Source organism: Streptomyces sp. NPDC047002 (assembly GCF_040704505.1).
GTDB lineage: Bacteria > Actinomycetota > Actinomycetes > Streptomycetales > Streptomycetaceae > Streptomyces.
Genome location: NZ_JBEYWC010000004.1, coordinates 40428 through 61894, shown reverse-complemented (window position 1 = coordinate 61894; position 21467 = coordinate 40428). Strand labels below are relative to the sequence as shown.

Sequence of the window (21467 nt, the reverse complement as noted above, 5' to 3'; positions counted from 1 at the left end):
CCCCGCCTCCGACCCCTCGACGCGCCGTCTCACCGCTGCCGCGCGCCCCGCGTCACCGGGCCTCCGCCCGCTCCACCGCTCCGGCGATCCCGGCGACCAGCTGCGGCAGCCGCGGGCCCCAGCGGGAGGCCACGTCGCTGTCGAGGCCGAAGACCTGCCGCTCCCGCACCGCGGGGACGCCCGACCAGCCGGGGCGCGCAGCGACGGTCCTCGGGCTCTGCCCGCCGTCGGACGGCCCGCCGTCGGTGAGGAAGATCAGCTGGGGGCGTGCCGAGACGATGTACTCCTGCGACAGCTGCGGGTATCCGCCGTCGGACGCCTTGTCCGCCCTGTCCGCGATGTTCTTCAGGCCGAACAGCGAGGCCAGCTGCCCCACGAAGGTCGAAGAGGTCGCCGAGTAGTACGGGGCCGCGCCCAGCTCCCAGTAGTAGGTGAGGCCGGTGTGGTGCGCACCCGCGCGCTTCACCGTGGCGGCGATCTGAGACTTCATCCCGGCGACCGTGCGCGCGGCCTGCTGGCCGTGCCCGGTGGCCCGGCCGAGCTGGTCGATCTGCGCGTAGGCGTCGTCGACCGTCGCCGCCGCGGGCTCGATCAGCACCGGCACGCCCAGCTTGCGCAGCCCGCTCACCAGGCCGCCCGAGTCCTGCGACGCGACCACCAGGTCGGGCCGGTACTTCGCGATCGCCTCGATGTTCGGGGTCAGGCCGCTGAGGCTGGTGACCGGGGCGTTCGCGGGGCGGTCGGAGTCCGCGTCGACGGCGACGACCTGCTTGCCCGCGCCCACGGCGTACAGGTCCTCGGTCGCGGTCGGCGACAGCGAGACGACCCGCTCGGGCCGGTGGCCGAGGGTGACCCTGCCGTTCTGCGGGGCCACCGTGACGGGGAAGGACGCGCCGCCCGAGGCGGAGGGCGCGGCGGACTGTGCGCCGCCGCCGGAACCCCCGGAGCCGCAGCCGCCGAGCAGCGCGGCGACGAGGACGGCTGCGGCCGCCGCCAGCGCGCGCGGGAGCGCCGGGCGCCTGGGCAGCCGGCGCGGGGCCGTGGGGTGCGCCATGTGCGCTTCCTCCCGGTGAGGACGGGAAGAAGCCGATCCATCGGCATGCCGGACCCGGGCAGGCGCCGGGACGGCAGGACGGACCGCCCTTCCCACGAGGGCCGATGTCGTCGCGCGGCAGGAGGCGACCTGGCTTGGGCCGCCCGGCGGGGCGGCCTTCACAGTTGCGGGACAGCGCCGGACTGGCCCGCACCGCGGGCTTCACCGGCTTCGCTGCCTGGCGCGCAGCCGAGAACCGGCACTTCAGCACCGGCCACTCGGCCCCAGCACGCTAGCACGCGCCGCACACCGCCCCTCCGGCCGGCTCCCGGCTCCGCCGGGCGCGGCGGACGCCGGGGAGCGCCGCGCCCTGAGGGCGCGTGCCGTCGCGTCGCGGGGTGTTTTCCGGCGTGGTACGACGGAGGAGTGGGCCCGGGGCGTGGCGGGGGCCGTGCGCCGGGCGCAGCGAGACGAGCGACACGCCCTCCACGACCGAGAGAAGTGTTCCGCATGGCCGAGAAGCCCGGCGCGCACACCGAGGAAGAACCGCAGAGCGAACGGGGAGCGAAGGGCTCGCGTGACACGGGCTCGGACCGGCCTTCGGCGGGACCCGCGGACCGGCCGGCAGACAACGCGCGCGGCGACCGCGCCGACATCGACACCTCCGTCAAGCCGCACAAGCCGTCCGACCCGGACACACCGCACCTCCAGTCCGGAGGCGGCTGACCGCCACCACGAGAGGCAGGCGACACCATGGCAAGGGACCCGGACGAACACCGGGAGACCGACACGCGCGGCAAGGCCGTGCCGCCGTACGAGGGCCGACGGAAGTCGGCGGACGTCGAGAGCGGCGCCGAGCGGAGCGGGAGCACACCGCGCAGGGGCGGCGCGACCGGGCCCGTCGAAGACGGCTCGATGAAGGCGCCTGACCCCCGCCGCACCCCCGGCGGGGCGACCGGCTCGCCGGCGGACGAGCAGCCGGCCCGCCGCCGACGCGACGGGAGCGAGCCGGACGACGAGGGCACGGGACCTTCGCACCAGCCCGGTGTGGGCCGCGCGGAGAAGAGGCCCTGATACGACCGAGAGCATCCGGCGCCGCGCAGCAGGCCTGGCGCCGCGCGGGCCCGGCCGCGGCGAGAGGCGTGTGCCGCAGCCCGCCGCGGGCCGGTCGCGCGCGTGTCGTCAGCGCCCCTGCGAGGGCTGCCGGGGCCTCAGGAGGACGACAAGGCTGCGGCCCTCCGCCTTGAGGGCGCCGCCTGCGGGCAGTGACGCCTCCTCGTCGGGCGCGGCCGGGGCCGCCGTGTCCACGGCGACGCGCCAGCCGGTGCCGTAGGCGGGCCCCGGCATGCGGAACTCCACCGGCTCGTGGTGGCTGTTGAGCAGCACGAGGAACGAGTCGTCCACGATGCGCTCGCCCTGCGGGCCCGGCTCCGTGATGGCGTCGCCGTTGAGGAAGACGGCCAGCGCGTGGGCGTCGCCGCGGGCCCAGTCCGCCTCGCCCATCGTCTCGCCGTCCGGCCGCAGCCAGACGATGTCGGGCAGGTCCCCGCCGCGCTCACCCGGCCGGCCGGTGAAGAACCGCCTGCGGCGCAGCAGGGGATGGGCGTGGCGCAGCTCGATCAGCCGCCGGGTGAAGTCCAGCAGGCCGCGCCGCTCCGCGTCGAGATCCCAGTCCACCCAGGCGAGTTCGCTGTCCTGGCAGTACACGTTGTTGTTGCCGCGCTGCGTGCGGCCGAGTTCGTCGCCGTGCGCGATCATCGGCACTCCCTGCGACAGCAGCAGGGTGGCGAGCAGGTTGCGCTGCTGCCGGGCGCGCAGGGCGAGGATCTCCCGGTCGTCGGTCTCGCCCTCGGCGCCGCAGTTCCACGAGCGGTTCTCGCTCTCGCCGTCCCGGTTGCCCTCGCCGTTGGCCTCGTTGTGCTTCTCGTTGTACGAGACCAGGTCGCGCAGGGTGAACCCGTCGTGCGCCGTGACGAAGTTGATGCTGGCGAGCGGGCGCCTGCTGTCGTGCTGGTAGAGGTCGGACGAGCCGGCGAAGCGGGACGCGAGCTCCGGCATGGACGACTCGGCACCGCGCCAGAAGTCCCTTATGGCGTCGCGGTACTTGCCGTTCCACTCGGTCCACAGCGGTGGGAAGTTGCCGACCTGGTAGCCGCCGTCCCCGATGTCCCACGGCTCGGCGATCAGCTTGACCTGGCTGACCACCGGGTCCTGCTGGACCAGGTCGAAGAAGGCCGAGAGCCGGTCGACCTCGTGGAACTGCCGGGCCAGGGTCGCCGCCAGGTCGAAGCGGAAGCCGTCGACGTGCATCTCGGTGACCCAGTACCGCAGCGAGTCCATGATGAGCTGGAGGACGGCAGGGTGCTTGACGGAGAGGCTGTTGCCCGTCCCTGTCGTGTCGTAGTAGTGGGCGGGGTCCCCGTCGACCAGCCGGTAGTAGGCGGTGTTGTCGAGGCCCTTGAAGGAGAGCGTCGGCCCCTTCTCGTTGCCCTCGGCGGTGTGGTTGTAGACCACGTCGAGGACGACCTCGATGCCCGCCGCGTGCAGGGTCTTCACCATCGACTTGAACTCCTGCACCTGGCCGCCCGGACGGCCGCTCACGGCGTAGGCGTTGTGCGGGGCAAAGAAGCCGATCGTGTTGTAGCCCCAGTAGTTGGACAGGCCCTTCTCGCGCAGCACGCCGTCCTGCGCGTACTGGTGCACGGGCATCAGCTCCAGGGCCGTCACCCCGAGAGCCGTGAGGTGCTCGACCACCGCGGGGTGCGCGATCCCCGCGTACGTGCCGCGCAGCTCCTCCGGCACGTCCGGATGGTTCATCGTCAGACCGCGTACGTGCGCCTCGTAGATCACCGTCTCGTGGTAGGGGCGGCGCGGCGGCCGGTCGTCGCCCCAGTCGAAGTACGGGTCCACGACGACGCCCGTCATGGTGTGCGCCGCGCTGTCGTCTGTGTTGGACTCGTCGGGCCGCCCGAAGCGGTAGTCGAACAGCGACTCGTCGCCGTCGATCTGGCCGTCGACGGCCTTCGCGTACGGGTCGAGCAGCAGCTTCGACGGGTTGCAGCGCAGGCCGCGCTCGGGCGCGTGGGGGCCGTGCACGCGGTAGCCGTAGCGCTGCCCGGGCCGTACGCCGGGGAGACAGGCGTGCCACACGAAGCGGTCCACCTCGTTGAGCCGGACGCGCTCCTGCGTGCCGCGCTCGTCGAGGAGGACGAGTTCGACCAGCTCGGCGGCCTCGGAATAGAGCGCGAAGTTGGTGCCGGAGCCGTCGTAGGTGGCTCCGAGGGGATAGGGCTGTCCCGGCCAGGTCTGCATGCCTGGAAGGTAACCGCGCAGGCGGCGTCCACTCCTGTCCGCCGGGTGCTTCCCACGACCGGCGGTGCGCGCCCGCACCCGGGCTGCCCCGTTCTCAGGCCGCGGCGGCCAGCCGCCGCAGCCTGCTCGCGGCGGGCGTGCCCGCCTCCGCGCCACTGAAGACCACCCGGACCCCGGGGTCGTCCGGCAGCCTGACCACCTCCTCGTTCAGCACCATCGCCCCCACCAGCGGGTGGCGGTACTCCCGCACCGAGTGCACGCAGTCGCTGACCGGGTGCGCCTCCCAGATACGGGCGAAGTCGGCGCTGCGCGTGCCCAGTTCGCCGATCAGGTCAGCCAGCTCCTGGTCGCAGGGGTACTGCGCGGCGGCGAGCCGCAGATAGGCGGTGAGGTCGCGCGCCTGCGCCTCCCAGTCGGGGAAGAGGCCGCGCGCCGCGGCGTCGAGGAACGTGAAGCGCGCGACGTTGGGGGCTTCACCGCACGCCGCCGCGGGATCCTGAAGGCCCCACAGGGCGAAGCCGAGCGCGTTGCCGCCCAGCAGGTCGGCGCGGCGCCCCACGATGATCGCCGCCTGTCCTGCGGCCCCGTCCACCAGCGCCCGCACCGCGGGCCTGACCCGCTCGGGGCCGCCGCCGCGCAGCGCCGCGCGGCCGGGCGACGCGAGCCGCACCAGATGGGCGCGCTCGTCGGCGCCGAGGCGGAGGACCCGGGCGAGCGAGTCGAGCACGGAGTCCGACACCTGGTGGCTCTCGCCCTGTTCGAGCCGGGTGTAGTACGTCGCGCTGATCCCGGCGAGTTCCGCGAGCTCCTCGCGGCGCAGCCCCGGCACCCGCCGCCGCCCGTGGAAGGCCACCCCGGCCTCCTCGGGCGTCACGGCGGCCCTGCGGCTGCGCAGGAACGCACCGAGCTCACGCGACGGATTCCTCATGCAGTCCAGTGTCGCAGGCCCCGTACGCCGGGCGAGGGTATCCACCGCGTGGTCTGGTTGCCCGCCCCACGGCGGCCGACAGTGGGGGCATGGACACGGAACCCCCGCACGCGCCCGTACCACCGCCGTTCCCGCAGGGCGCGGCACCGGTCGTCGTGACGGCGGCCGCCGGCGCGGCCGGCTCGGGCGCCGTACGGGCCCCGTCCGACGCGGGCGCCCCGGTGCCCGCCGTGGCACGGGGCCGCAGCAAAGTGCGCGACTCCGGCCTGGCCGTCAGGACGCCGACCGCCCTCGGCGGCTTCCTCGCCGCCGTCGCCTGACGCGCGGCGTCCCCTCACCCATCCCGTACGCGACCGGAAGAGAGCAGCCCACCATGACCAGCCCGACGGCCCGCCAGGCACCCGGCTTCCAGCGGTTCCGCATCGGCGGCCTCCTGATCACCGCCCTGTACGACGGCTATGTGCCGATCCGCGCCGACGACCTGCGCGGGGCGCCCGCCGAACTGGTGCGCGGCCGCCTGGCCGCCGCCCACCTGCCGGAGGACGGCGACCCGCGGACCGCGGTGCTCGCCTTCCTCGTCGAGGGGGACGGCCGCAGGATCCTGGTCGACGCGGGCAGCGGGACGACGCTCGGCCCGGCCACCGGGCACCTTTGGGAGAGCCTGGCCGCGGCGGACGTGCCCGCGCACAGCGTCGACCACGTGCTGATCACCCACCTCCACCCGGACCACGCCGGCGGCCTCGTCACCCCGCAGGGGCTGGCCGCCTTCCCCGCCGCGACCGTGCACGTCGCACGCGCCGACACCGACCACTGGCTGGACGCCGGGCGCACCGGCAGGGCGCAGGGCGTGCAGGCACAGATCCACCGGGACGCGGCCGCGGCGCTCGCGCCGTACCGGGAGAGCGGCAGGCTCGACGCCTTCACCGGCCCGGACGTCCTGCCGGGCGTGCGCGCGCTCGACGAGCACGGGCACACCGCCGGCCACACCGGCTACCTCGTCGGCACGGGCCGCGACACCGTCCTCTTCTGGGGCGACACCGTCCACAGCCACACCGTCCAACTGCCGTACCCGGACGTCTCGGTGGCCATCGACAGCGATCCCGCGCGGGCCGTCGCGAGCCGCGCCGAGGTGCTCGGCCTCGCGGCCCGCGAGGGATGGTGGGTCGCGGCGGCGCACCTGCCCTTCCCCGGCCTCGGCCATCTGCGCGGCGACGGATCGGGGTACGCCTGGCTTCCCGCCTCCTACGCGCCCCTGCCGGACGCCGGCTAGCGGGGATACGGGCCGCAGGGCCCGTTCTGTCCCGATCGGTCAAGGACGGGTACCCTGGGGCCATGGCAAGGCCGCGCAAGTTCGAGGAAGAGGCGGCCGTGGCCGCCGCCCGCACGGCGTTCCGGCGTACGGGGTACGCGGGCACGTCCCTCAGCGACCTGGTCGAGGCCACGGGCCTCGGCAAGGGCAGTCTCTACAACGCGTTCGGGGACAAGGAGGAGATCTTCGAGCGCGCCTTCGACGGCTACTGCGCCGAGGCGGACGCCGCCACGGACGAGGCGTTCCGCAGGGCCGCGGGCCTCGCCGCGGCCCTCGGCTACCTGGACCAGGTCACCGGCGACACGATCGCCGACCGCGAACACGTCGGCTGCATGATCAGCAAGGCGACGGCGGAGCTCGCGGTGAGTTCGGAAGCGGTGGTCGAGCGCGCGTCGAGGACCCTCCACCATGTCGAGGACCGCCTCGCGTGCTCGCTTGCGCGGGCCCGGGACGACGGCGAGATCGACAAGGACACCGACCCCCGCGACCTCGCCAGGCTGCTCCTCGCGGTCACCCGCGGCATCGAGGCGCTCGGCAAGGCGGGCTACTCGGCCGAGGAACTGCGGTCGGTCGAGTCGGCGGCCGCCCGCGTCCTCGGCGGGTGAGCGCCGCCGCGGGCACGGGCAGCCCCGGGCCCGCCGGCGGGCCCACGGCCCACCGGCGGCGGAGCGGTCAGACGAGGGCCGGGTAGTCGGTGTAGCCCTCGGCACCGCCGCCGTAGAAGGTGGCCTGGTTCGCCTCGTTGAGCGCGGCGCCGCTGCGCCACCGCTCGACCAGGTCGGGGTTGGCGAGCAGCGGCCGCCCGACGGCGACCATGTCGGCGAGGCCCTCGGAGACGATCGCCTGCGCGGACTCCAGGCTGGTGACCGCGGCGAAGCCGTCGTTGGCGACGGTGACGCCGCCGAAGCGCGCGGTCAGGTCCCTGGCCAGCGCGGAGCGCGGGTCGGCCACGTAGGACAGGTAGGCGATCCCCAGCGGGGCGATCGCGTCGACGAGCGTGCCGTACGTCGCCGCGGTGGCCTGCTCGTCGTCCTCGATGACGCCCTGGATGTCGTGCGCGGGGGAGATGCGGATGCCGGTCTTCTCGGGGCCGATCGCGTCCGCGACGGCGCGCACCACCTCGATGGCGAAGCGTGCCCTCTTCTCGGGCGTACCGCCGTAGCCGTCGGTGCGCAGGTTGGACGTGGGGCCGAGGAACTGGTGCACCAGGTAACCGTTGGCCGCGTGCACCTCCACACCGTCCAGGCCCGCGGCGACCGCCTGCCGGGCGGCGTGCGCGAACTCCTCGACCACGGAGGCGATCTCGGCCTCCTCCAGGGCGCGCGGCACCGGCTGGGGCTGCATGCCCGTGCGGGTGAAGATCTCGCCGGGGGCGGCGACGGCGCTCGGCGCCACCAGCTCGGGCGTCGTCTTGTTGTCGGGGTGGCCGACCCGGCCCGCGTGCATGAGCTGCGCGAAGATGCGGCCGCCTCTCGCGTGCACCGCGTCGGCGACCGCCCGCCACCCCTCCACCTGCGCGTCCGAGTGCAGCCCTGGGGTGGCGAAGTAGCCCTGGCCCGTGGCGCTCGGCTGCGTGCCTTCCGTTATCAGCAGGCCGGCCCCTGCGCGCTGGGCGTAGTACTCGGCGACGAGCGCGGTCGGGACCCCGTCGTCGTCGGAGCGGTTGCGGGTCATCGGGGCCATGGCGACGCGGTTGGCGAGGGTGAGCTTGCCGACGGTGATCGGGTCGAACAGTGTGGACACGGGTATACTCCTCGACTGGCTGTCACAGGGCGCGGCGCCGGGGCCGAGCCCGTGCGCCGCGGTCTTCCTTCGTATTCCGGCTGGGTCAACGCCCGGGCGGTGGCCTCCATTCCGCCTCCTGGGACCTTTCCTCCGGCTGCGTGTCCGGCCGCGGCTGCCCCGGGACGCGGCGCCGGTCCCGCGCCGTCACAGCGGCGGCGCCGAGCAGGGCGGCGGCCGCGGCCAGGGACAGCGTGACCGCGAGCCCTGCCGAGTCGACCAGCAGGCCCCCGGCGGCGGAGCCGGCCGCCAGGCTGATCTGGATGGTCGAGACGAACACCGCCTGACCGCCCTCGGCACCGGCCCCCGCCGTCCGCATCATGAAGATCTGGAGGCTGATGGGGAGCGCGCCCCAGAACACCCCCCACGCCGCGACCGCCGCGACGACCGCCGGGCGGCTGCCGGCCGCCCAGGGCAGCACGGCGACGCATGCCGCCGTCAGGGCCATGAAGACGGCCACGGCCCGCTTGGGGGCAGCGTCGAGCGCCCGGGTGAAACCGAAGTTCCCGACCAGGCCCGCCGCGCCGAACCCGAGCAGCACGAGGGTCACCCCCGAGGAGCCGAAGCCGGCTTCGTCGCGCAGGTAGGGCTCCAGATAGGTGTACGCGGCGAACTGGGCCGCGAACGTCGCCACGCACGCGATCAGCACCGTGCGCGACCTGCCGTCCCGCACGATCCCGACCAGGTCGCGCACCCGCTGCCCGGCGCCCGGCGGCAGCGAGGGCAGCAGCAGGAGCTGGGCGACGAGGGCGAGCGCGGCGAGCGCGGCGCCCAGCGCGAACGCGGCCCGCCACCCCGCGAGGCTGCCGATCAGGGCGCCGAGCGGCAGGCTCGCCACCGTGGCGAGGGCGATGCCGCCGGTCACGGTGGCGGTGGCCCTGGTGGCGCCGCGGGCGTCGACCAGGCGCGGCGCGACGCTGCTGCCGAACACCCAGAAGCCGCCGACCCCCACGCCGAGCAGCAGCCGTGCGACGAGCATCACCCCGAGCCCGGGGCTCAGCGCGCCGAGCAGGTTCGAAAGGCAGATCAGCGCCGCGAGCGCCACCAGGACCGCCTTGCGGTCGACCCGGCCCGCGGCCAGGGTCGCGACGGGGGCGGCCACCGTGGCGGCGAGACCCGGCATCACGACCAGCAGCCCCGCACTCCCCGAGGAGACGTGCAGCCCCGCGGAGATGTCGGAGAGCAGCCCGATCGGCAGGAACTCCGAGAGCACGAGGCTGAACGAGCAGAAGGCCACCGACACCACGGCCGCCCAGGCGCCGGCCCGGGGCGGCGCGGCGGTCTCCGGGACGTCGGCGCAGGTGGCGGTCATCGCTCCGCCGGCCACGGCAGTGGGCCGCGGGTCGCGGCCGCGGTGTGTCGCGGGGCGGCGGTTCCGGTGTGCGGTGTGCGGGCGGAGCCGGTGCCGGTGTGCAGTGCCGGGCGAGCCGTCATCGCGTCCTCCTTGTGCGGGTGCGGGTGCGGGTGCGGGTGCGAAAGCGTTGCACGCAGCACCGTAGCATCGTTTTTGACCGGTCGGATAAGAACCTGGTCGGGCCCTGGCAGGCATGGCGCGGGTGGCGCCCCGGAGGGTGGGTGGGGGCCGTCTCGGGTCGCCTTCGAAAGTTGTGTCGTATGGCCTGAATGTCTGTTTCCTTGAGCCGCCGGACGGCTTCCGCCTGGCAAAACATGAACCTTCTTCCGCTCTATTGACGGCCCAAGTCGCCCGCATTACGGTCATGAAACCGGATCGCGGGATGCCATCCCACAATCCGGAACATCCGCAGGAGCAAGGATGCTCCAGAAGGGCGGGACTTCCCATGAGCCTCGACAACGGCAGCGCCACCGGCGCCCCGGCCGTACCCCCGTACGACCGGCCCGCGGAGCACTCGGTGCACGCGGTCTACTCCTCCGAGGACTTCCAGCGGCTCAGCCGGGCGCGCGGGCGGCTCGCCTGGTGGCTCACCGGCGTGACGCTCGCCGTCTATCTCGGCTTCTTCCTCTGGGTCGCCCTCGGCCCCGGCTCGCTCTCCGCGCCCGTCGCCGGGTTCGGGTCGAGCGGCCTGCTGGTCTACCTGCTGCTCTCGCTGGCCGCGTTCGCCCTGGTCGCCGTCTATCTGCGGGTCACCGCGCGGCGCATCGTGCCGCTCCAGGGCGCCGTCGCGGCCCGCGCTGCCGAACTCCTCGGCGCCGAGGGCCCGCACCGCACGGAGGGATCCGAGGCATGAACCACGGACTGACGCTCGGCGTCTTCGGGGTCCTGGTGGTGGCCATGCTGGCGATCATCATCAGGGCCGGGCGGCGCACCCGCACCGCGAGCGACTTCTGGGCCGCGGGCCGCGGCATCGGCTCCGCGCAGAACGGCCTCGCCGTCGCAGGCGACTTCATGTCCGCCGGCACCTTCCTCGGCACCGTGGGCCTGATCTTCCTCACGGGCTTCGACGGCACACTCATCCTGCTCGCCGCGCTGTTCTCCTTCCTGCCCGTGCTGTTCCTGCTCGCCGAACGGCTGCGCAACTCCGGCGCGTACACCCTCGCCGACGTGCTCTCGCTGCGCTTTCGCGGCGAGGCGGTGCGCGGCTCGGCCGCGGTGAACACACTCGTCGTGTCGTTCTTCTACCTCTTCGCCCAACTCGTGGGCGCTGGGACCCTGTTGCAGGCGCTCTCCGGGCTCTCCTTCACCACGGCCGTGCTGATCACCGGCGCCTTCATGACGGTGTACGTGACCCTCGGCGGGATGCTCGGCGCCACCTGGGTGATGATCGTCAAGGCGCTGCTCCTCGTGGTCGCGGCCCTGGTGCTGACCGGAGCCGTACTCGCCCACGCGGGCTGGGACTTCGGCGGGCTGCTGCACACCGCGGCGGGCCGCACCCCCGCGGGCGACGCCATCCGCGGCCCCGGCCTGCTGCTGCCGCACGGCCACGCGCTCGACCGGACCGACATCGTCTCGTACGGCCTCGTCTACATGCTCGGCACCGCGGGGCTGCCGCACGTCCTGGTCCGCTTCTTCACCGTCCGCGACGGACACACCGCGCGTCGCTCGCTCGGCTGGGCCATCGGCGTCATGGGCGTCTTCTTCGGCCTGATCGTGGTGATCGGCTTCGGCGCCCGCGCCCTGCTGAACTCCGCCGCCGCCAAGGAGGCCTCCGCGGCCGGCGGCAATCTCGTGGCACCCATCCTGGCCCGCGAGCTGGCGGGCGGGGCGGGCACCGCCTGGGGCGACATCAGCCTCGCCGTGATCTCGGGCGTCGCCTTCCTCACCATCCTCGCCGTGGTCTCCGGGCTGCTGCTGTCCGCTTCCGGCGCGGTCGCCCACGACCTGTGGACCGGCAGCCTGCACCGCAACAGTCCCAAGGCCGCGCGGCAGGAGCCGGCAGTCGCCCGCGTCACCGCCATCGGCATGGGCGTCCTCGCCACCCTCGGCACCTGCGCCATCGGCTCGGGACGCAACATCACCTTCCTGCTGGGCCTGGCCTTCCTGGTCGCCGCGAGCGCCAACCTCCCGGTTGTCCTGCTCACCCTGTTCTGGAAGCGGTTCACCGCGCGCGGCGCCGTCTTCGGGCTGCTCGGCGGCCTGCTCGTGTCGATCGTGGTGATCGCGCTCTCGCCGACCTGGCTGCACGACAACGCGGTCATCAAGCTCGACTACCCGGCCGTCATCTCCATCCCCGCAGGCTTCCTGATCGCCTGGCTCGCCACCGTGCTCGGCAGGACCCGCCCCGACCCCGCCGCCTGGGAGTCGATGTCCGTACGCACCCAGCTCGGCATCACCCCGGCCCCTGCCGAGGCCCCTGCACGCACCTGAACCGCGCCGCGCGCCCCCGGGCGCGCGCCCGCACGCACCACCGCACCAGGACCACGCGTCCGCACCCCGCACCGGGCCGCCGCGGCCCGGCGCACCCGGCCGCCCCGCCGGCCGCGCACCGAAGGACACCGCATGCCTCAGCCCCACCAGACCATGGCGGCGGTGACGCCGGACGGCGTCACCGTCAAGGGCCTCGACCTCGTCGACGACCTCATCGGCGCCGTCCCGTTCACCGACATGGTGCACCTGGAGATCACCGGGCGGCTGCCCGGGCCCGGTGCACGCGCCGCCCTCGACGCGGTGCTCGTCGCCCTCACGGAACACGGCATGACCGCCACCGCGGTGGCCGCGCGCCTCACCGACCTGGGCGCGCCCGGCGCGCTCCAGGGCGCGGTCGCCGCGGGGCTGCTCGGCGCGGGCGACCGCTTCCTCGGCGCCCTCGACGGCGCCGCGCGGCTGCTCCAGGAGTGGCCCGACGACGCCGAACCCGACGCACACGCACGCCGGCTGGCCGAGGAGGCGCGCAGCCGCAGGGACCGGCTGCCCGGACTCGGCCACCCCGTGCACACCGAGGGCGACCCGCGCACCGCCCGGCTTTTCGCCGTCGCCGACGCCGCCGGGCTCGACCCGGCGCCGCGGGAGCGGTTCCTGCTGCTGCGGCACCACGCCGAGCGTGCCGCGCACCGGACGCTGCCCGTCAACGTGGACGGCGCGTCCGCCGTGCTGCTCACCGCCGCGGGCATCCCCTGGCAGGTGTGCCGGGGCATCGCGCTTGTCGCACGCGCCGCCGGGCTCGTCGGCCACCTCTGGGACGAGCACCGGGCCCCCGCCGCGCAGGCGATGCTCGACGCCGCGGACGCCGCGGCACCCTACGGCGACCCGGAGGCGACCAAGTGACCACGCTCCCGCACCAGTCCGCGCCCGTCGAGGACTCCTGGCGCGACCCCGCGGCCGAGGCCGTACCGCTGCCGGTGCTGCTGCGCGAGCGCGCAGCGGCCACGCCCGACGCGGTGTTCGTCGAGGACACCGCGGAAGGCCCCGTCACCTACGGCAGGTTCGAGGAGCTCGTGCACGCCTGGCGCGGCGCGCTGCACGCCGCGGGCGTACGGCAGGGCGACCGGGTCGCCACGATGTTCCCCACCGGGCCCGAGGCGCTCGTCGTGTGGATGGCCGTCGCCAGACTCGGCGCGGTCGAGGTGCCCCTCAACACCGCCTACCACGGCCGGGTCCTCGCGACCGTGCTCGCCGACGCAGCCCCGGCGGCCGCCGCCGTGCACCCCCGGTGGGCAGAGCGCTTCGCCCCCGCGCAGGCACCCGAGTCCCTCGCACTGCCCGTCCTGACCGGCGCCGGCGGCCCCGGCGGGACCCCGGGCCCCGCGGGAGCACGGCCCGCGGCCGTGCTCCCGCCCGAGCCCCGGCTGCGCGAGCACACCACCGCCACCGTCGTCTACACCTCGGGCACCACGGGCCGCTCCAAGGGCGTCCTGATCCCGTGGCGCCAGCTGGAGCGCTCCGCCGTCTGGTGCATCCCCCTCGACGAGGCGGGACCCGGCGACCACTGGTACGTGCCCGTCCCGCTGTTCCACGTCAGCGGCAAGCTCTCGGTGTACGCGGCGGCCCTGACCGGCGCCCGCGCCGTCACCCGCGACGGCTTCAGCACCTCGCGCTTCTGGCCCGACGTGCGCGCGTACGGCTGCACGACCACCCTGCTGCCGGGCAGCGCGGCCCGCTACCTGGAGTCCGTGCCGCCCGCCGAGGGCGACGCCGACAACCCGCTCCGCAACGTCTTCGTGGCGCCCTTCCCGCGCGACCGCGCCGCGTTCGCCGCACGCTTCGGGGTGCGGCTGACCACGGCCTTCAACATGACCGAGGTGAGCTGCCCCGTCGTCAGCGGCTGGGAGCTCGGCCCCGAGGGCAGCTGCGGCCGGGTGCGGCCGGGCGCGCAGATCCGCATCGTCGACGCATACGACCGCGAGGTCGAGGACGGCGAGACCGGCGAACTCCTCGTGCGCACCGACTCTCCGTGGGAGATCACCGCGGGCTACCTCGGCCTGCCGGAGGCCACCGCCGCGGCCACCCGCAACCTCTGGTTCCACACCGGCGACCGGTGCCGCCGCGACGCCGACGGCTGGGTGTACTTCGTGGACCGCTCGGGCGACGCCATCAGGCGCCGCGGCGAGAACATCTGCTCCACCGACGTCGAGGCGGCCATCGGCGGGCACCCCGCCGTCGCCGAGGCTGCCGTCGTCGGCGTCCCCTCCGAGTGGGGCGAGCACGACGTCAAGGCGTTCGTGGTGGCACGTGAGGGCCACGACCCGGACGGCGTGCCCGGCGGACTCGCCGCCGACATCGCCGGCTTCGCGCGCCGCGAACTCCCGCGGTTCATGGTGCCGCGGTACGTCGAGATCGTGGACGACCTGCCCCGCACCCACACCCAGCGCGTCCGCAAGGCCGAACTGCGCGCACGGACCGGCCACGACGAGCGCCCCGGCCGCTACCACGACGCAGGCCGCTGACCGCGGCGCGAGCCCACCCCTCACCGCACGACTGGCCGGGCGGCGCGCCCGGCCGAGCGAAAGGCCACCCGATGAGCATCACCCTCGAACGCGAAGGACAGGTCGCCGTCGTGACCATCCGCCGCCCCGAGCGACTCAACACCCTCGACATGCCCACCCTGGACGCGCTGCGGGACGCGTGGATCGAGATCCGCGACGACGACGCACTGCGTGCCGCCGTCCTCACCGGCGAGGGCGAGCGCGCCTTCTGCGCAGGCGCCGACCTCAAGGACTTCCTGCCCCGCCCGCACCCGCTGCGCGACCTGTGGAACCCCGGCGTCGAACTCAGGCCCGACCGCGGCCTGGAACTCTTCAAGCCGGTCGTCGCCGCCGTCAACGGCTACTGCCTCGGCGGCGGCCTCACCCTGATGCTCTCCACCGACCTGCGGGTGGCCGCTGAGCACGCCACCTTCGCCACCCCCGAGGTCGGCCACGGCATCCTCGCGAGCTGCGGCGGCACCCAGCGCCTCGCCCAGCAGCTGCCGCGCGCCCTGGCCATGGAGATGCTGCTCACCGGCGACCGCATCGACGCGGAGACCGCCCTGCGCTGGGGCCTCGTCAACCGCGTGGTCCCCGCCGCCGACGTGCTGCCCACCGCGCTCGAACTCGCTCGCCGCATCGCCCGCAACGCCCCCATGGCGGTCCAGGCCACCAAGGAACTCGCTCTGCGCTCAGGGGACATGGACACCGCGTCCGGGCTGCGCCTGGAGGACGCCATGGTGCGGCTGCTCCAGGACAGCGAGGACTTCGCCGAGGGCGTCAAGGCGTTCGCCGAGCGCAGGCCCGCCGAGTTCCGGGGGCGGTGACGATGCCGCACACCGCAGATGCGGCGCCCGCGCGCGGCATCGCCGCCAGAGTGGCGCGCCCCAGGCCCGCACCGCCGCCGCCCACCCTGGCCGACCTGGTGGCCGCACAGGCACGCTGGCGGCCCTCGCGCACCGCGCTCGTCGACGACGCGGGCGAGCACAGCTACGGCGCGCTGCACCGCAGGGTGAGAGAACTGGCCGGAGGGCTGCGCGCGCTCGGCGTCCTGCCGGGCGACCCCGTCGCCGTCGCCGACGACCCGTGCGCCGACATGGTCGCGCTCTACCTGGCGACCGCGCTCACCGGCGCCGTGTTCGTACCGCTCAACACCCGCCTCACCGAAGGCGAGCTGGCCGTACCGCTGGGCATGGCGCGGCCCGTGCTCGCCGCCGCGGCGGCCGACCGCGCGGCCGTCCTGTCCCGCGCCCTCGGCCGGTGCGGCACCGACACCGTGCTGCTCGCCGGCGGCCAGGAGTCCTCGTGGGCCGACCGCATCGCCGCCGCAGGCGCCGACGGTTCTGCCGGTGTCACCGGAGAAACCGGCGGCGCGGGAGCCGCGGGCCCCGAGAGCCCGCACCTGCTGCTGTTCACCTCGGGCACCACCGGCGCGCCCAAGGCCGCTGTGCTCTCCCAACGGCGCAGCATCGGAGACGCGTTCGGCGCCGCGCTGGCCTCCGGAGTACGGCCGGACGACCGGCTGCTCGCCTACCAGCCGCTTTACCACACCGGCGGCTGGGACTTCCTCAAGCAGTACCTGCTCGCGGGCGGTTCCGCCGTGCTCATGCGGAAGTTCGATCCTGACACCGCGCTCGACCTCATCGAACGCCACCGCTGCACCTCGCTGTTCGCGGTCCCGCTGGTCCTCGCGCGGCTGCTCGAATCGCCCCGGCTCGCCCGCACCGACCTCTCGTCGTTCCGCCGCCTGATGTACGCGAGTTACGAGCCGAGCCGGCTGATCCCCCGCGCCGTCGCGGCCTTCGAGGAGCGCGGCGCGCGCGGGGTGCGCATCGAACACGTCTACGGGCAGACCGAGGCGGGCTCGTTCATCACCACCCTGCGCCCCGAGGACGCGCGCCCGGACAACCTGGACGCCGTGGGCACCCCCGTGCCCGGTGTGACCGTGGCCCTGCTCGACGCCGAGCAGCGGCAGGTGCCCGAGGGCGCGACCGGCGAGGTGTGCGTGCGCGGCGAGACCGTCATGCTCGGCTACCTCGACAACCCCGAGGCCACCGCGGCCGCGTTCGACGGCGGCTGGCTGCACACCGGCGACCTCGGCCGCAGGGGAGCGGACGGGCAGCTCAGGATCGTCGGGCGGCTCAAGGACATGGTGCGCACCGCGGGGGAGAACGTCTTCCCCAAGGAGGTCGAGGGCGCCCTCGTCGAACACCCGGAGGTGCTGGACTGCGCGGTGTTCGGCACGCCGGACGACGAGTGGGACGAGCGGGTCGCCGCCGTGGTGGTGCGCACACCGGGCTCCGCCCTGACCGCGGAGTCACTCGTCGCCCATCTCCGCCCGCGCCTCGCCGGGTTCAAACTGCCCCGCACCGTGCGCTTCGTGGCGGCGATCCCCAAGACGCCCGCGGGCAAGACCGACCGCAAGGCCCTGCCCGCCCTGCTCGCCGCCGCGGCCGGGCAGCCGCCCGGCGGAGCGACGTCGTGACCGCCCGCGCGGCCCGGGCCGTGGGACCCGCCTCGCCTATCCTCGGCTCACGGCGGCATTCGAGGAGGAAGCATGGCGGACGGGCGCGGCGACCCGCTGCTCAGCGTGGAGCGCAGCATCGCGGTACTGGACCTGTTCACGTCGAGGCGGGGCACCCTGACCCTGGCGGAGATGCAGGAGCTGCTGCCGTGGCCGCGCACCACGCTGCACCGCTACGCACACTCGCTGCGGCAGACCGGCATGCTCTCGTACGACACCAGGAGGAGCCGCTACCGGCTCGGGCCCAAGCTGGTGCGGCTCGGGGCCGTCGCGCTCAACGGGCTGCCCCTCGCGGAACTCGCGGGGCCCCTGCTGGAGCGGCTCGTACGGGTCACACAGGTCACCGCGCTGCTGACCATCTGGGACGGCGACGCGCCCCTGGTGGTGCGGGAGAACGACAACACCGACCAGCTGGTCTCGCTGAAGATCCGCGAGGGCTCGCACCTGCCCGCCTACGACTCGGCCGCGGGGCAGGTCTTCCTCGCCTTCTCGCCGACCGCCCGCGAGCGGTTCGACAGCCAGCAGGACCCGGGCGCCGACCTGGCGGAGCGGGAACGCACCCTCGCGGCCGTACGGCGCGACGGCCTCGCCTACACGGAGGTGCTCTCCGGCCTGCGGGCGTACGCGGCGCCGGTGTTCCAGGCGGGGGAGCTGGTCGGCGCGATCAGCATCCTGGGCACGGTCTCGCAGCTGCCGGAGCCCGGCCCTTCGGAACCCACCACGCGGCTGCTCGCCGTCTGCCGGCGGCTGACCGAGGCGCTCGGCGAGGAGTCCCCGGAGGAGCCGGGCGCCCTGACGGGCGGCGACCTCGCACCCGAGGCACTGCCCCGGGGGAGCGTCGCGCCGAAGTGACCAGGCGGCGGCCCGGCGGCGCCGGCGCGCGTACGGAAGGAACGACGCCATGACCATCGACGCCACCAGGGACGGCCCGGTCCTCACCCTCACCCTCAACCGCCCCGAGCGCCTCAACGCCCTCACGGGGCCCGACTACCGGGACCTCTCTGCGGCCTGGCGGGAGGCGGGCGAGGACGACCGGATACGGGCCGTCGTGCTGACCGGCGCGGGGGAGCGCGCCTTCTGCACCGGCGCGGACCTCAGGGACACCATCCCGCACCCGCCGCCGCTGCTCGACCTCGCCAAGCCGATGGCCGCGGTGCGGCCCGACCGCGCCCAGCCGCTGTGGAAGCCGGTGGTCGCCGCGGTGCGCGGGTACTGCCTCGGCGGCGGCCTGACCCTGATGCTCCGCACGGACCTGCGGGTCGCGGCCGAGGACGCGGTCTTCGGCCTCCCCGAGGTCGCCTGGGGCATCCCCGTCAACTGCCCGCCGGGGGAGCTGGGTTCTTCCCACCCCGCGGGCGCGCGCTGGACCCTCACCGGCGAGCGCTTCGACGCGGCCGAGGCGTACCGGTACGGCCTCGTCAACCGCGTCGTACCTGCGGACCGGGTCCTCGCCACGGCGACCGCGCTGGCCCACCGGGTGGCGGAGCACCCGCTTAAGGACCTGATGGCCGTCAAATACCTGGCCCTGTCCCGCTGACCGCACCGCGACGGCTCCGCGCGCCGCCCGCTCCCCGGCCCGCCCGCACCCGCGACAGGGAGCGGGCGGGGCCGGGGAGGGGGGCGCCGCGAACGCGCCCGCCGCCGGGCCGGCTCGGCGCCCGGGGCGCGGTCCGCGCGCCGGAGCGACCCGGCCGCCCCCGGTGAGCGGCCGGACGGGCGCCGCCCGGCCGGCCCTGCGAGGCGCTGGACAGCGGTCCCGAGCCGCCGCGCGCCCTGCCCGCCCCGTGGCGGTAGGGCGGGGTTTCACACCGTCCGGTGGAGGACGAAGTCCGCGATGCGGGCCATCCGGTCGGCGGCGTCCGCGCGCAGCCCCGCCCCCGCGAGGGCGGCCACCGCGTGCCCGGTGTGCTCGGCGGCGGCCCGTGCCGACTGCTCGCGCCCGCCCGCCTCGGCCACCAGGCGCGTCGCCTCCCGCAGGTCCTCGCGGGCCGCGCCGCCCGCCAGCAGCGCGCGCAGCCGCTCGCCCGCCGCGGTGCCGGACGCCAGGGCGCACACCACCGGGTGGGACTTCTTCGCCGACAGCAGGTCGCTGCCGATGGGCTTCCCGGTCGCCTCGGGGTCGCCGAACAGCCCCAGCAGGTCGTCCGTGATCTGCCCGGCGAGCCCGAGCCGCAGGCCGAAGGCGGCGAGCGCGCGGGCGGCCCGCTCGTCCCCGCCCCCGGCCAGCGCGCCCAGTTCGCACGCCGCCGACGCCAGGGCGCCGGACTTCGCCTCCGCCATCGCCGCGTACTCGGCGGGGGAGACGTCGGCGCGCGACTCGAAGGCGACGTCCATCGCCTCGCCCTCGGCCATCCGCGTCACCGCGTCGGCGAGCACCGCGACCGAGCGTGCCGCGTGGGCCGAAGGACGGGCGGCCAGCACCCGGAACGCCTGCGCGAGCAGGGCGTCCCCTGTCAGCATCGCGCGCGGCACGCCGAAGACGTCCCACGCCGTCGGCCTGTGGTGGCGCAGCCGGTCGCCGTCGATGATGTCGTCGTGCAACAGCGTTGCCGCGTGGACCAGTTCGACCGCCACGGCGGCCTCGGCCGCGTCCGCGGGATCGCCGCCCACCGCCTCGGCGCACGCCCGCACGAGCAGCGGCCGCAGCTGCTTGCCGCCCGGCCGGTCCACGGGAGCGCCCTCCTCGTCCAGCCACCCGAAGTGGTAGCCGGCCGCGGCCGACGTCGCCGCGGGCAGCGCGTCGACCCAGCGGCGCAGCGCCTCCCGCACGTCGGCCGCCCGGTCGGTACGCCGCGTGGTGCCTGGCTCGCCGCCGGGCGCGGGCGCGCGCATGTCCATGTCGTACCAAGCCTCCTGCTCCCGGCGCGGCACCCGGCTGCGCCGCGGCGGCCCCGGCAGGACCGGCCGTGTCCGGTCCTGCACCTTACCCGAGCGCGTCGCAGGGGCCCCGCGCCCGGCCCGCTGCCCCTCGGCCTGCCGCCGCCCCCAGGGGCCTGGAAAGCCGGCGCACGGGGGCCGGAAAGCCGGCGCACGCCCCTTGACCTCGGACCGGGGCGGGCCCATAGTGCGTTAATGCGCATTACTAATGCGCATTAACGCAGGGGCAAAGGAGCACCGGTGGACGAACCGAGGAAACGCGCACGGCCGGGCAGGGCGCCCGCGCCCGCCGGCCGCACGTCCCGGCCGCGGCAGGCCGAGGTGGCCAGGGTGGCCGGGGTCTCCCAGGCCACCGTCTCCCTCGTGCTCGGCGGCAAGAAGCAGGGCGCCGCCATCTCCGAGGAGACCCGGCGCAAGGTGCTCGAAGCGGCCCGCGCCCTCGGCTACGTGCCGGACCCCGCGGCCCGCAGGCTCGCGGCGGCGCGCAACGACCTGCTCGGCGTCTTCAGCTTCACCGCCACCTTCCCCACCGACGTGCAGCACTCGTACTACCCGTTCCTCGTCGGCGTCGAGCAGGAGGCCGCGGCCCGTGGCTTCGACCTGGTGCTGTTCACCGGGTCGAGCACCGGGGGCGCGGGCGCCGCGGCCCCCGAAGCCCTCAGCAGGGTCCGCCTCGCCGACGGCTGCCTCTTCCTCGGCCGCCATGCGCCCGCCGCCGAACTCGGCAGGCTGGTCGCCGACGGCTTCCCCGTCGTGCACATCGGCCGCAGGGACGAGCCCGAGGGCCTCGCCTGGGTGGGCGCCGACTATGTGAGCGCGTCCGCGGACGTCGTCGCGCACCTCGCGGGGCTCGGCCACCGCAGGATCGTGCTGGTGCGCGAGGACGACGAGGCGCCCGCGTCCACCGACCGCGAACGCGGCTTCCTCGCGGGCGTCGCGGCGGCGGGCCTCTCCACGGCCGACTGCGCCGTGTTCCGCTCGGCCGACCCGGCGGCGGACCTCACCGCGCGGCGGCTGCGCGACTGGGTCGCCGAGGGCGTGACCGCGTTCGTCGCCGAGGAGACCGACACGGGCACCGCGTGGCGCGCGCTGCGGGAGGCTGTGGACGCGGCGGGCTGCGCGGCCCCCCGCGACCTGTCCCTCGCCCTGCTCGGCAGCCCCGCGCCGGGCCGCCCCGCGGATCGCGTCCCCACGGGGTTCGACGTGCCGCGTCCCGAACTCGGCGCCGCCGCCGTGCGGTTGCTCGCCGCACTCGTCGCGGGGGAGGAGGGCGGCGAGCCGCTCGTCCCCTGCACCTTCAGACCGGGCGAGACCTCGGGGCCGCCGCCCGCCTGACGGGCCGTGCGGCGGCCCGCGCCCCGCCGCACACACCGGCACGCGCACA

The 21467-nt window shown here is 75.3% G+C and carries 20 protein-coding genes; 14 read left to right on the top strand and 6 right to left on the bottom strand.

Translation table 11 applies throughout. The annotated features are described in order from the left end of the window. Positions 1 to 52 precede the first annotated feature (52 nt). On the bottom strand, positions 53 to 1054 hold the full coding sequence (locus AB0910_RS06075) for an ABC transporter substrate-binding protein (protein ID WP_366743324.1): 1002 nt from the start codon (positions 1052 to 1054) through the stop codon (positions 53 to 55). 489 nt (positions 1055 to 1543) lie between these two features. Between AB0910_RS06075 and AB0910_RS06070 the strand changes: the two genes are divergently transcribed. Further along, complete coding sequence (locus AB0910_RS06070; protein WP_366743323.1) at positions 1544 to 1759, top strand: hypothetical protein; 216 nt, start codon at positions 1544 to 1546, stop codon at positions 1757 to 1759. A 27-nt stretch (positions 1760 to 1786) separates the two neighbouring features. Continuing rightward, positions 1787 to 2107 (top strand): hypothetical protein, encoded by a 321-nt coding sequence (locus AB0910_RS06065; RefSeq protein ID WP_366743322.1) that lies wholly within the window; start codon positions 1787 to 1789, stop codon positions 2105 to 2107. 108 nt (positions 2108 to 2215) lie between these two features. On the opposite strand, the gene glgX is transcribed toward AB0910_RS06065, so the two are convergent. Both glgX and AB0910_RS06055 read right to left on the bottom strand, forming a co-directional pair. Further along, a complete protein-coding gene (gene glgX, locus AB0910_RS06060; protein WP_366743321.1) occupies positions 2216 to 4345 on the bottom strand; it encodes a glycogen debranching protein GlgX in 2130 nt (709 codons plus the stop codon). A gap of 94 nt (positions 4346 to 4439) precedes the next feature. Beyond that, on the bottom strand, positions 4440 to 5273 hold the full coding sequence (locus tag AB0910_RS06055; protein ID WP_366743320.1) for a helix-turn-helix transcriptional regulator: 834 nt from the start codon (positions 5271 to 5273) through the stop codon (positions 4440 to 4442). Positions 5274 to 5362: 89 nt separating this feature from the next. Here AB0910_RS06055 and AB0910_RS06050 point away from each other — a divergent pair, with 89 nt between their 5' ends. From AB0910_RS06050 to AB0910_RS06040, 3 genes are all read left to right on the top strand, one after another. Beyond that, the gene (locus tag AB0910_RS06050) at positions 5363 to 5593 is read left to right on the top strand and encodes a hypothetical protein (protein WP_366743319.1); all 231 of its coding nucleotides are present in this window, start codon (positions 5363 to 5365) and stop codon (positions 5591 to 5593) included. A gap of 53 nt (positions 5594 to 5646) precedes the next feature. Continuing rightward, positions 5647 to 6543, top strand: a complete 897-nt coding sequence (locus AB0910_RS06045; RefSeq protein WP_366743318.1) for an MBL fold metallo-hydrolase — start codon at positions 5647 to 5649, stop codon at positions 6541 to 6543. 62 nt (positions 6544 to 6605) lie between these two features. Further along, positions 6606 to 7187, top strand: a complete 582-nt coding sequence (locus AB0910_RS06040) for a TetR family transcriptional regulator (protein WP_366743317.1) — start codon at positions 6606 to 6608, stop codon at positions 7185 to 7187. Between the two features lie 67 nt (positions 7188 to 7254). On the opposite strand, the gene AB0910_RS06035 is transcribed toward AB0910_RS06040, so the two are convergent. Together AB0910_RS06035 and AB0910_RS06030 are read right to left on the bottom strand one after the other, a co-directional pair. Further along, on the bottom strand, positions 7255 to 8325 hold the full coding sequence (locus tag AB0910_RS06035; protein WP_366743316.1) for an alkene reductase: 1071 nt from the start codon (positions 8323 to 8325) through the stop codon (positions 7255 to 7257). Positions 8326 to 8410: 85 nt separating this feature from the next. Further along, positions 8411 to 9676, bottom strand: coding sequence for an MFS transporter (locus AB0910_RS06030; protein ID WP_366743315.1), 1266 nt, complete (start codon positions 9674 to 9676; stop codon positions 8411 to 8413). Between the two features lie 487 nt (positions 9677 to 10163). On the opposite strand from AB0910_RS06030, the gene AB0910_RS06025 reads away from it, so the two are divergent. From AB0910_RS06025 to AB0910_RS05990, 8 genes are all read left to right on the top strand, one after another. Then, positions 10164 to 10571 carry a DUF485 domain-containing protein gene (locus AB0910_RS06025; protein ID WP_366743314.1) on the top strand — a complete coding sequence of 136 codons (408 nt, stop codon included), beginning with the start codon at positions 10164 to 10166 and terminating at the stop codon, positions 10569 to 10571. Continuing rightward, positions 10568 to 12148, top strand: coding sequence for a cation acetate symporter (locus AB0910_RS06020; protein ID WP_366743313.1), 1581 nt, complete (start codon positions 10568 to 10570; stop codon positions 12146 to 12148). Before AB0910_RS06025 ends, AB0910_RS06020 begins: the two co-directional genes overlap by 4 nt. Before the next feature lie 132 nt (positions 12149 to 12280). Then, positions 12281 to 13045 (top strand): citryl-CoA lyase, encoded by a 765-nt coding sequence (locus tag AB0910_RS06015; protein ID WP_366743312.1) that lies wholly within the window; start codon positions 12281 to 12283, stop codon positions 13043 to 13045. Beyond that, the gene (locus AB0910_RS06010) at positions 13042 to 14664 is read left to right on the top strand and encodes an AMP-binding protein (RefSeq protein ID WP_366743311.1); all 1623 of its coding nucleotides are present in this window, start codon (positions 13042 to 13044) and stop codon (positions 14662 to 14664) included. Before AB0910_RS06015 ends, AB0910_RS06010 begins: the two co-directional genes overlap by 4 nt. A gap of 71 nt (positions 14665 to 14735) precedes the next feature. Next, positions 14736 to 15509: an enoyl-CoA hydratase/isomerase family protein gene (locus AB0910_RS06005; RefSeq protein WP_366743310.1), complete on the top strand. Its 774-nt coding sequence runs from the start codon at positions 14736 to 14738 to the stop codon at positions 15507 to 15509. A 2-nt stretch (positions 15510 to 15511) separates the two neighbouring features. Continuing rightward, positions 15512 to 17167, top strand: coding sequence for an AMP-binding protein (locus AB0910_RS06000; protein WP_366743309.1), 1656 nt, complete (start codon positions 15512 to 15514; stop codon positions 17165 to 17167). Between the two features lie 72 nt (positions 17168 to 17239). Next, the gene (locus tag AB0910_RS05995) at positions 17240 to 18058 is read left to right on the top strand and encodes an IclR family transcriptional regulator (RefSeq protein WP_366743308.1); all 819 of its coding nucleotides are present in this window, start codon (positions 17240 to 17242) and stop codon (positions 18056 to 18058) included. Between the two features lie 49 nt (positions 18059 to 18107). Beyond that, positions 18108 to 18743, top strand: a complete 636-nt coding sequence (locus AB0910_RS05990; protein WP_366743307.1) for an enoyl-CoA hydratase/isomerase family protein — start codon at positions 18108 to 18110, stop codon at positions 18741 to 18743. Positions 18744 to 19009: 266 nt separating this feature from the next. Here AB0910_RS05990 and AB0910_RS05985 read toward each other — a convergent pair whose 3' ends face one another. Then, complete coding sequence (locus AB0910_RS05985; protein WP_366743306.1) at positions 19010 to 20044, bottom strand: polyprenyl synthetase family protein; 1035 nt, start codon at positions 20042 to 20044, stop codon at positions 19010 to 19012. Positions 20045 to 20404: 360 nt separating this feature from the next. On the opposite strand from AB0910_RS05985, the gene AB0910_RS05980 reads away from it, so the two are divergent. Next, complete coding sequence (locus AB0910_RS05980) at positions 20405 to 21418, top strand: LacI family DNA-binding transcriptional regulator (RefSeq protein WP_366743483.1); 1014 nt, start codon at positions 20405 to 20407, stop codon at positions 21416 to 21418. The last annotated feature ends 49 nt before the right edge of the window (positions 21419 to 21467 follow it).

Coding starts and splice junctions, on each gene's coding strand:
- AB0910_RS06025 (WP_366743314.1), top strand. CDS start 10,164: ATGAGCCTCGACAACGGCAGCGCCACCGGCGCCCCGGCCGTACCCCCG.
- AB0910_RS06050 (WP_366743319.1), top strand. CDS start 5,363: ATGGACACGGAACCCCCGCACGCGCCCGTACCACCGCCGTTCCCGCAG.
- AB0910_RS06020 (WP_366743313.1), top strand. CDS start 10,568: ATGAACCACGGACTGACGCTCGGCGTCTTCGGGGTCCTGGTGGTGGCC.
- AB0910_RS06065 (WP_366743322.1), top strand. CDS start 1,787: ATGGCAAGGGACCCGGACGAACACCGGGAGACCGACACGCGCGGCAAG.
- AB0910_RS05995 (WP_366743308.1), top strand. CDS start 17,240: ATGGCGGACGGGCGCGGCGACCCGCTGCTCAGCGTGGAGCGCAGCATC.
- AB0910_RS06045 (WP_366743318.1), top strand. CDS start 5,647: ATGACCAGCCCGACGGCCCGCCAGGCACCCGGCTTCCAGCGGTTCCGC.
- AB0910_RS06000 (WP_366743309.1), top strand. CDS start 15,512: ATGCCGCACACCGCAGATGCGGCGCCCGCGCGCGGCATCGCCGCCAGA.
- AB0910_RS06015 (WP_366743312.1), top strand. CDS start 12,281: ATGCCTCAGCCCCACCAGACCATGGCGGCGGTGACGCCGGACGGCGTC.
- AB0910_RS06075 (WP_366743324.1), bottom strand. CDS start 1,054: ATGGCGCACCCCACGGCCCCGCGCCGGCTGCCCAGGCGCCCGGCGCTC.
- AB0910_RS06055 (WP_366743320.1), bottom strand. CDS start 5,273: ATGAGGAATCCGTCGCGTGAGCTCGGTGCGTTCCTGCGCAGCCGCAGG.
- AB0910_RS06005 (WP_366743310.1), top strand. CDS start 14,736: ATGAGCATCACCCTCGAACGCGAAGGACAGGTCGCCGTCGTGACCATC.
- glgX (WP_366743321.1), bottom strand. CDS start 4,345: ATGCAGACCTGGCCGGGACAGCCCTATCCCCTCGGAGCCACCTACGAC.
- AB0910_RS06040 (WP_366743317.1), top strand. CDS start 6,606: ATGGCAAGGCCGCGCAAGTTCGAGGAAGAGGCGGCCGTGGCCGCCGCC.
- AB0910_RS06030 (WP_366743315.1), bottom strand. CDS start 9,676: ATGACCGCCACCTGCGCCGACGTCCCGGAGACCGCCGCGCCGCCCCGG.
- AB0910_RS05985 (WP_366743306.1), bottom strand. CDS start 20,044: ATGGACATGCGCGCGCCCGCGCCCGGCGGCGAGCCAGGCACCACGCGG.
- AB0910_RS05990 (WP_366743307.1), top strand. CDS start 18,108: ATGACCATCGACGCCACCAGGGACGGCCCGGTCCTCACCCTCACCCTC.
- AB0910_RS06070 (WP_366743323.1), top strand. CDS start 1,544: ATGGCCGAGAAGCCCGGCGCGCACACCGAGGAAGAACCGCAGAGCGAA.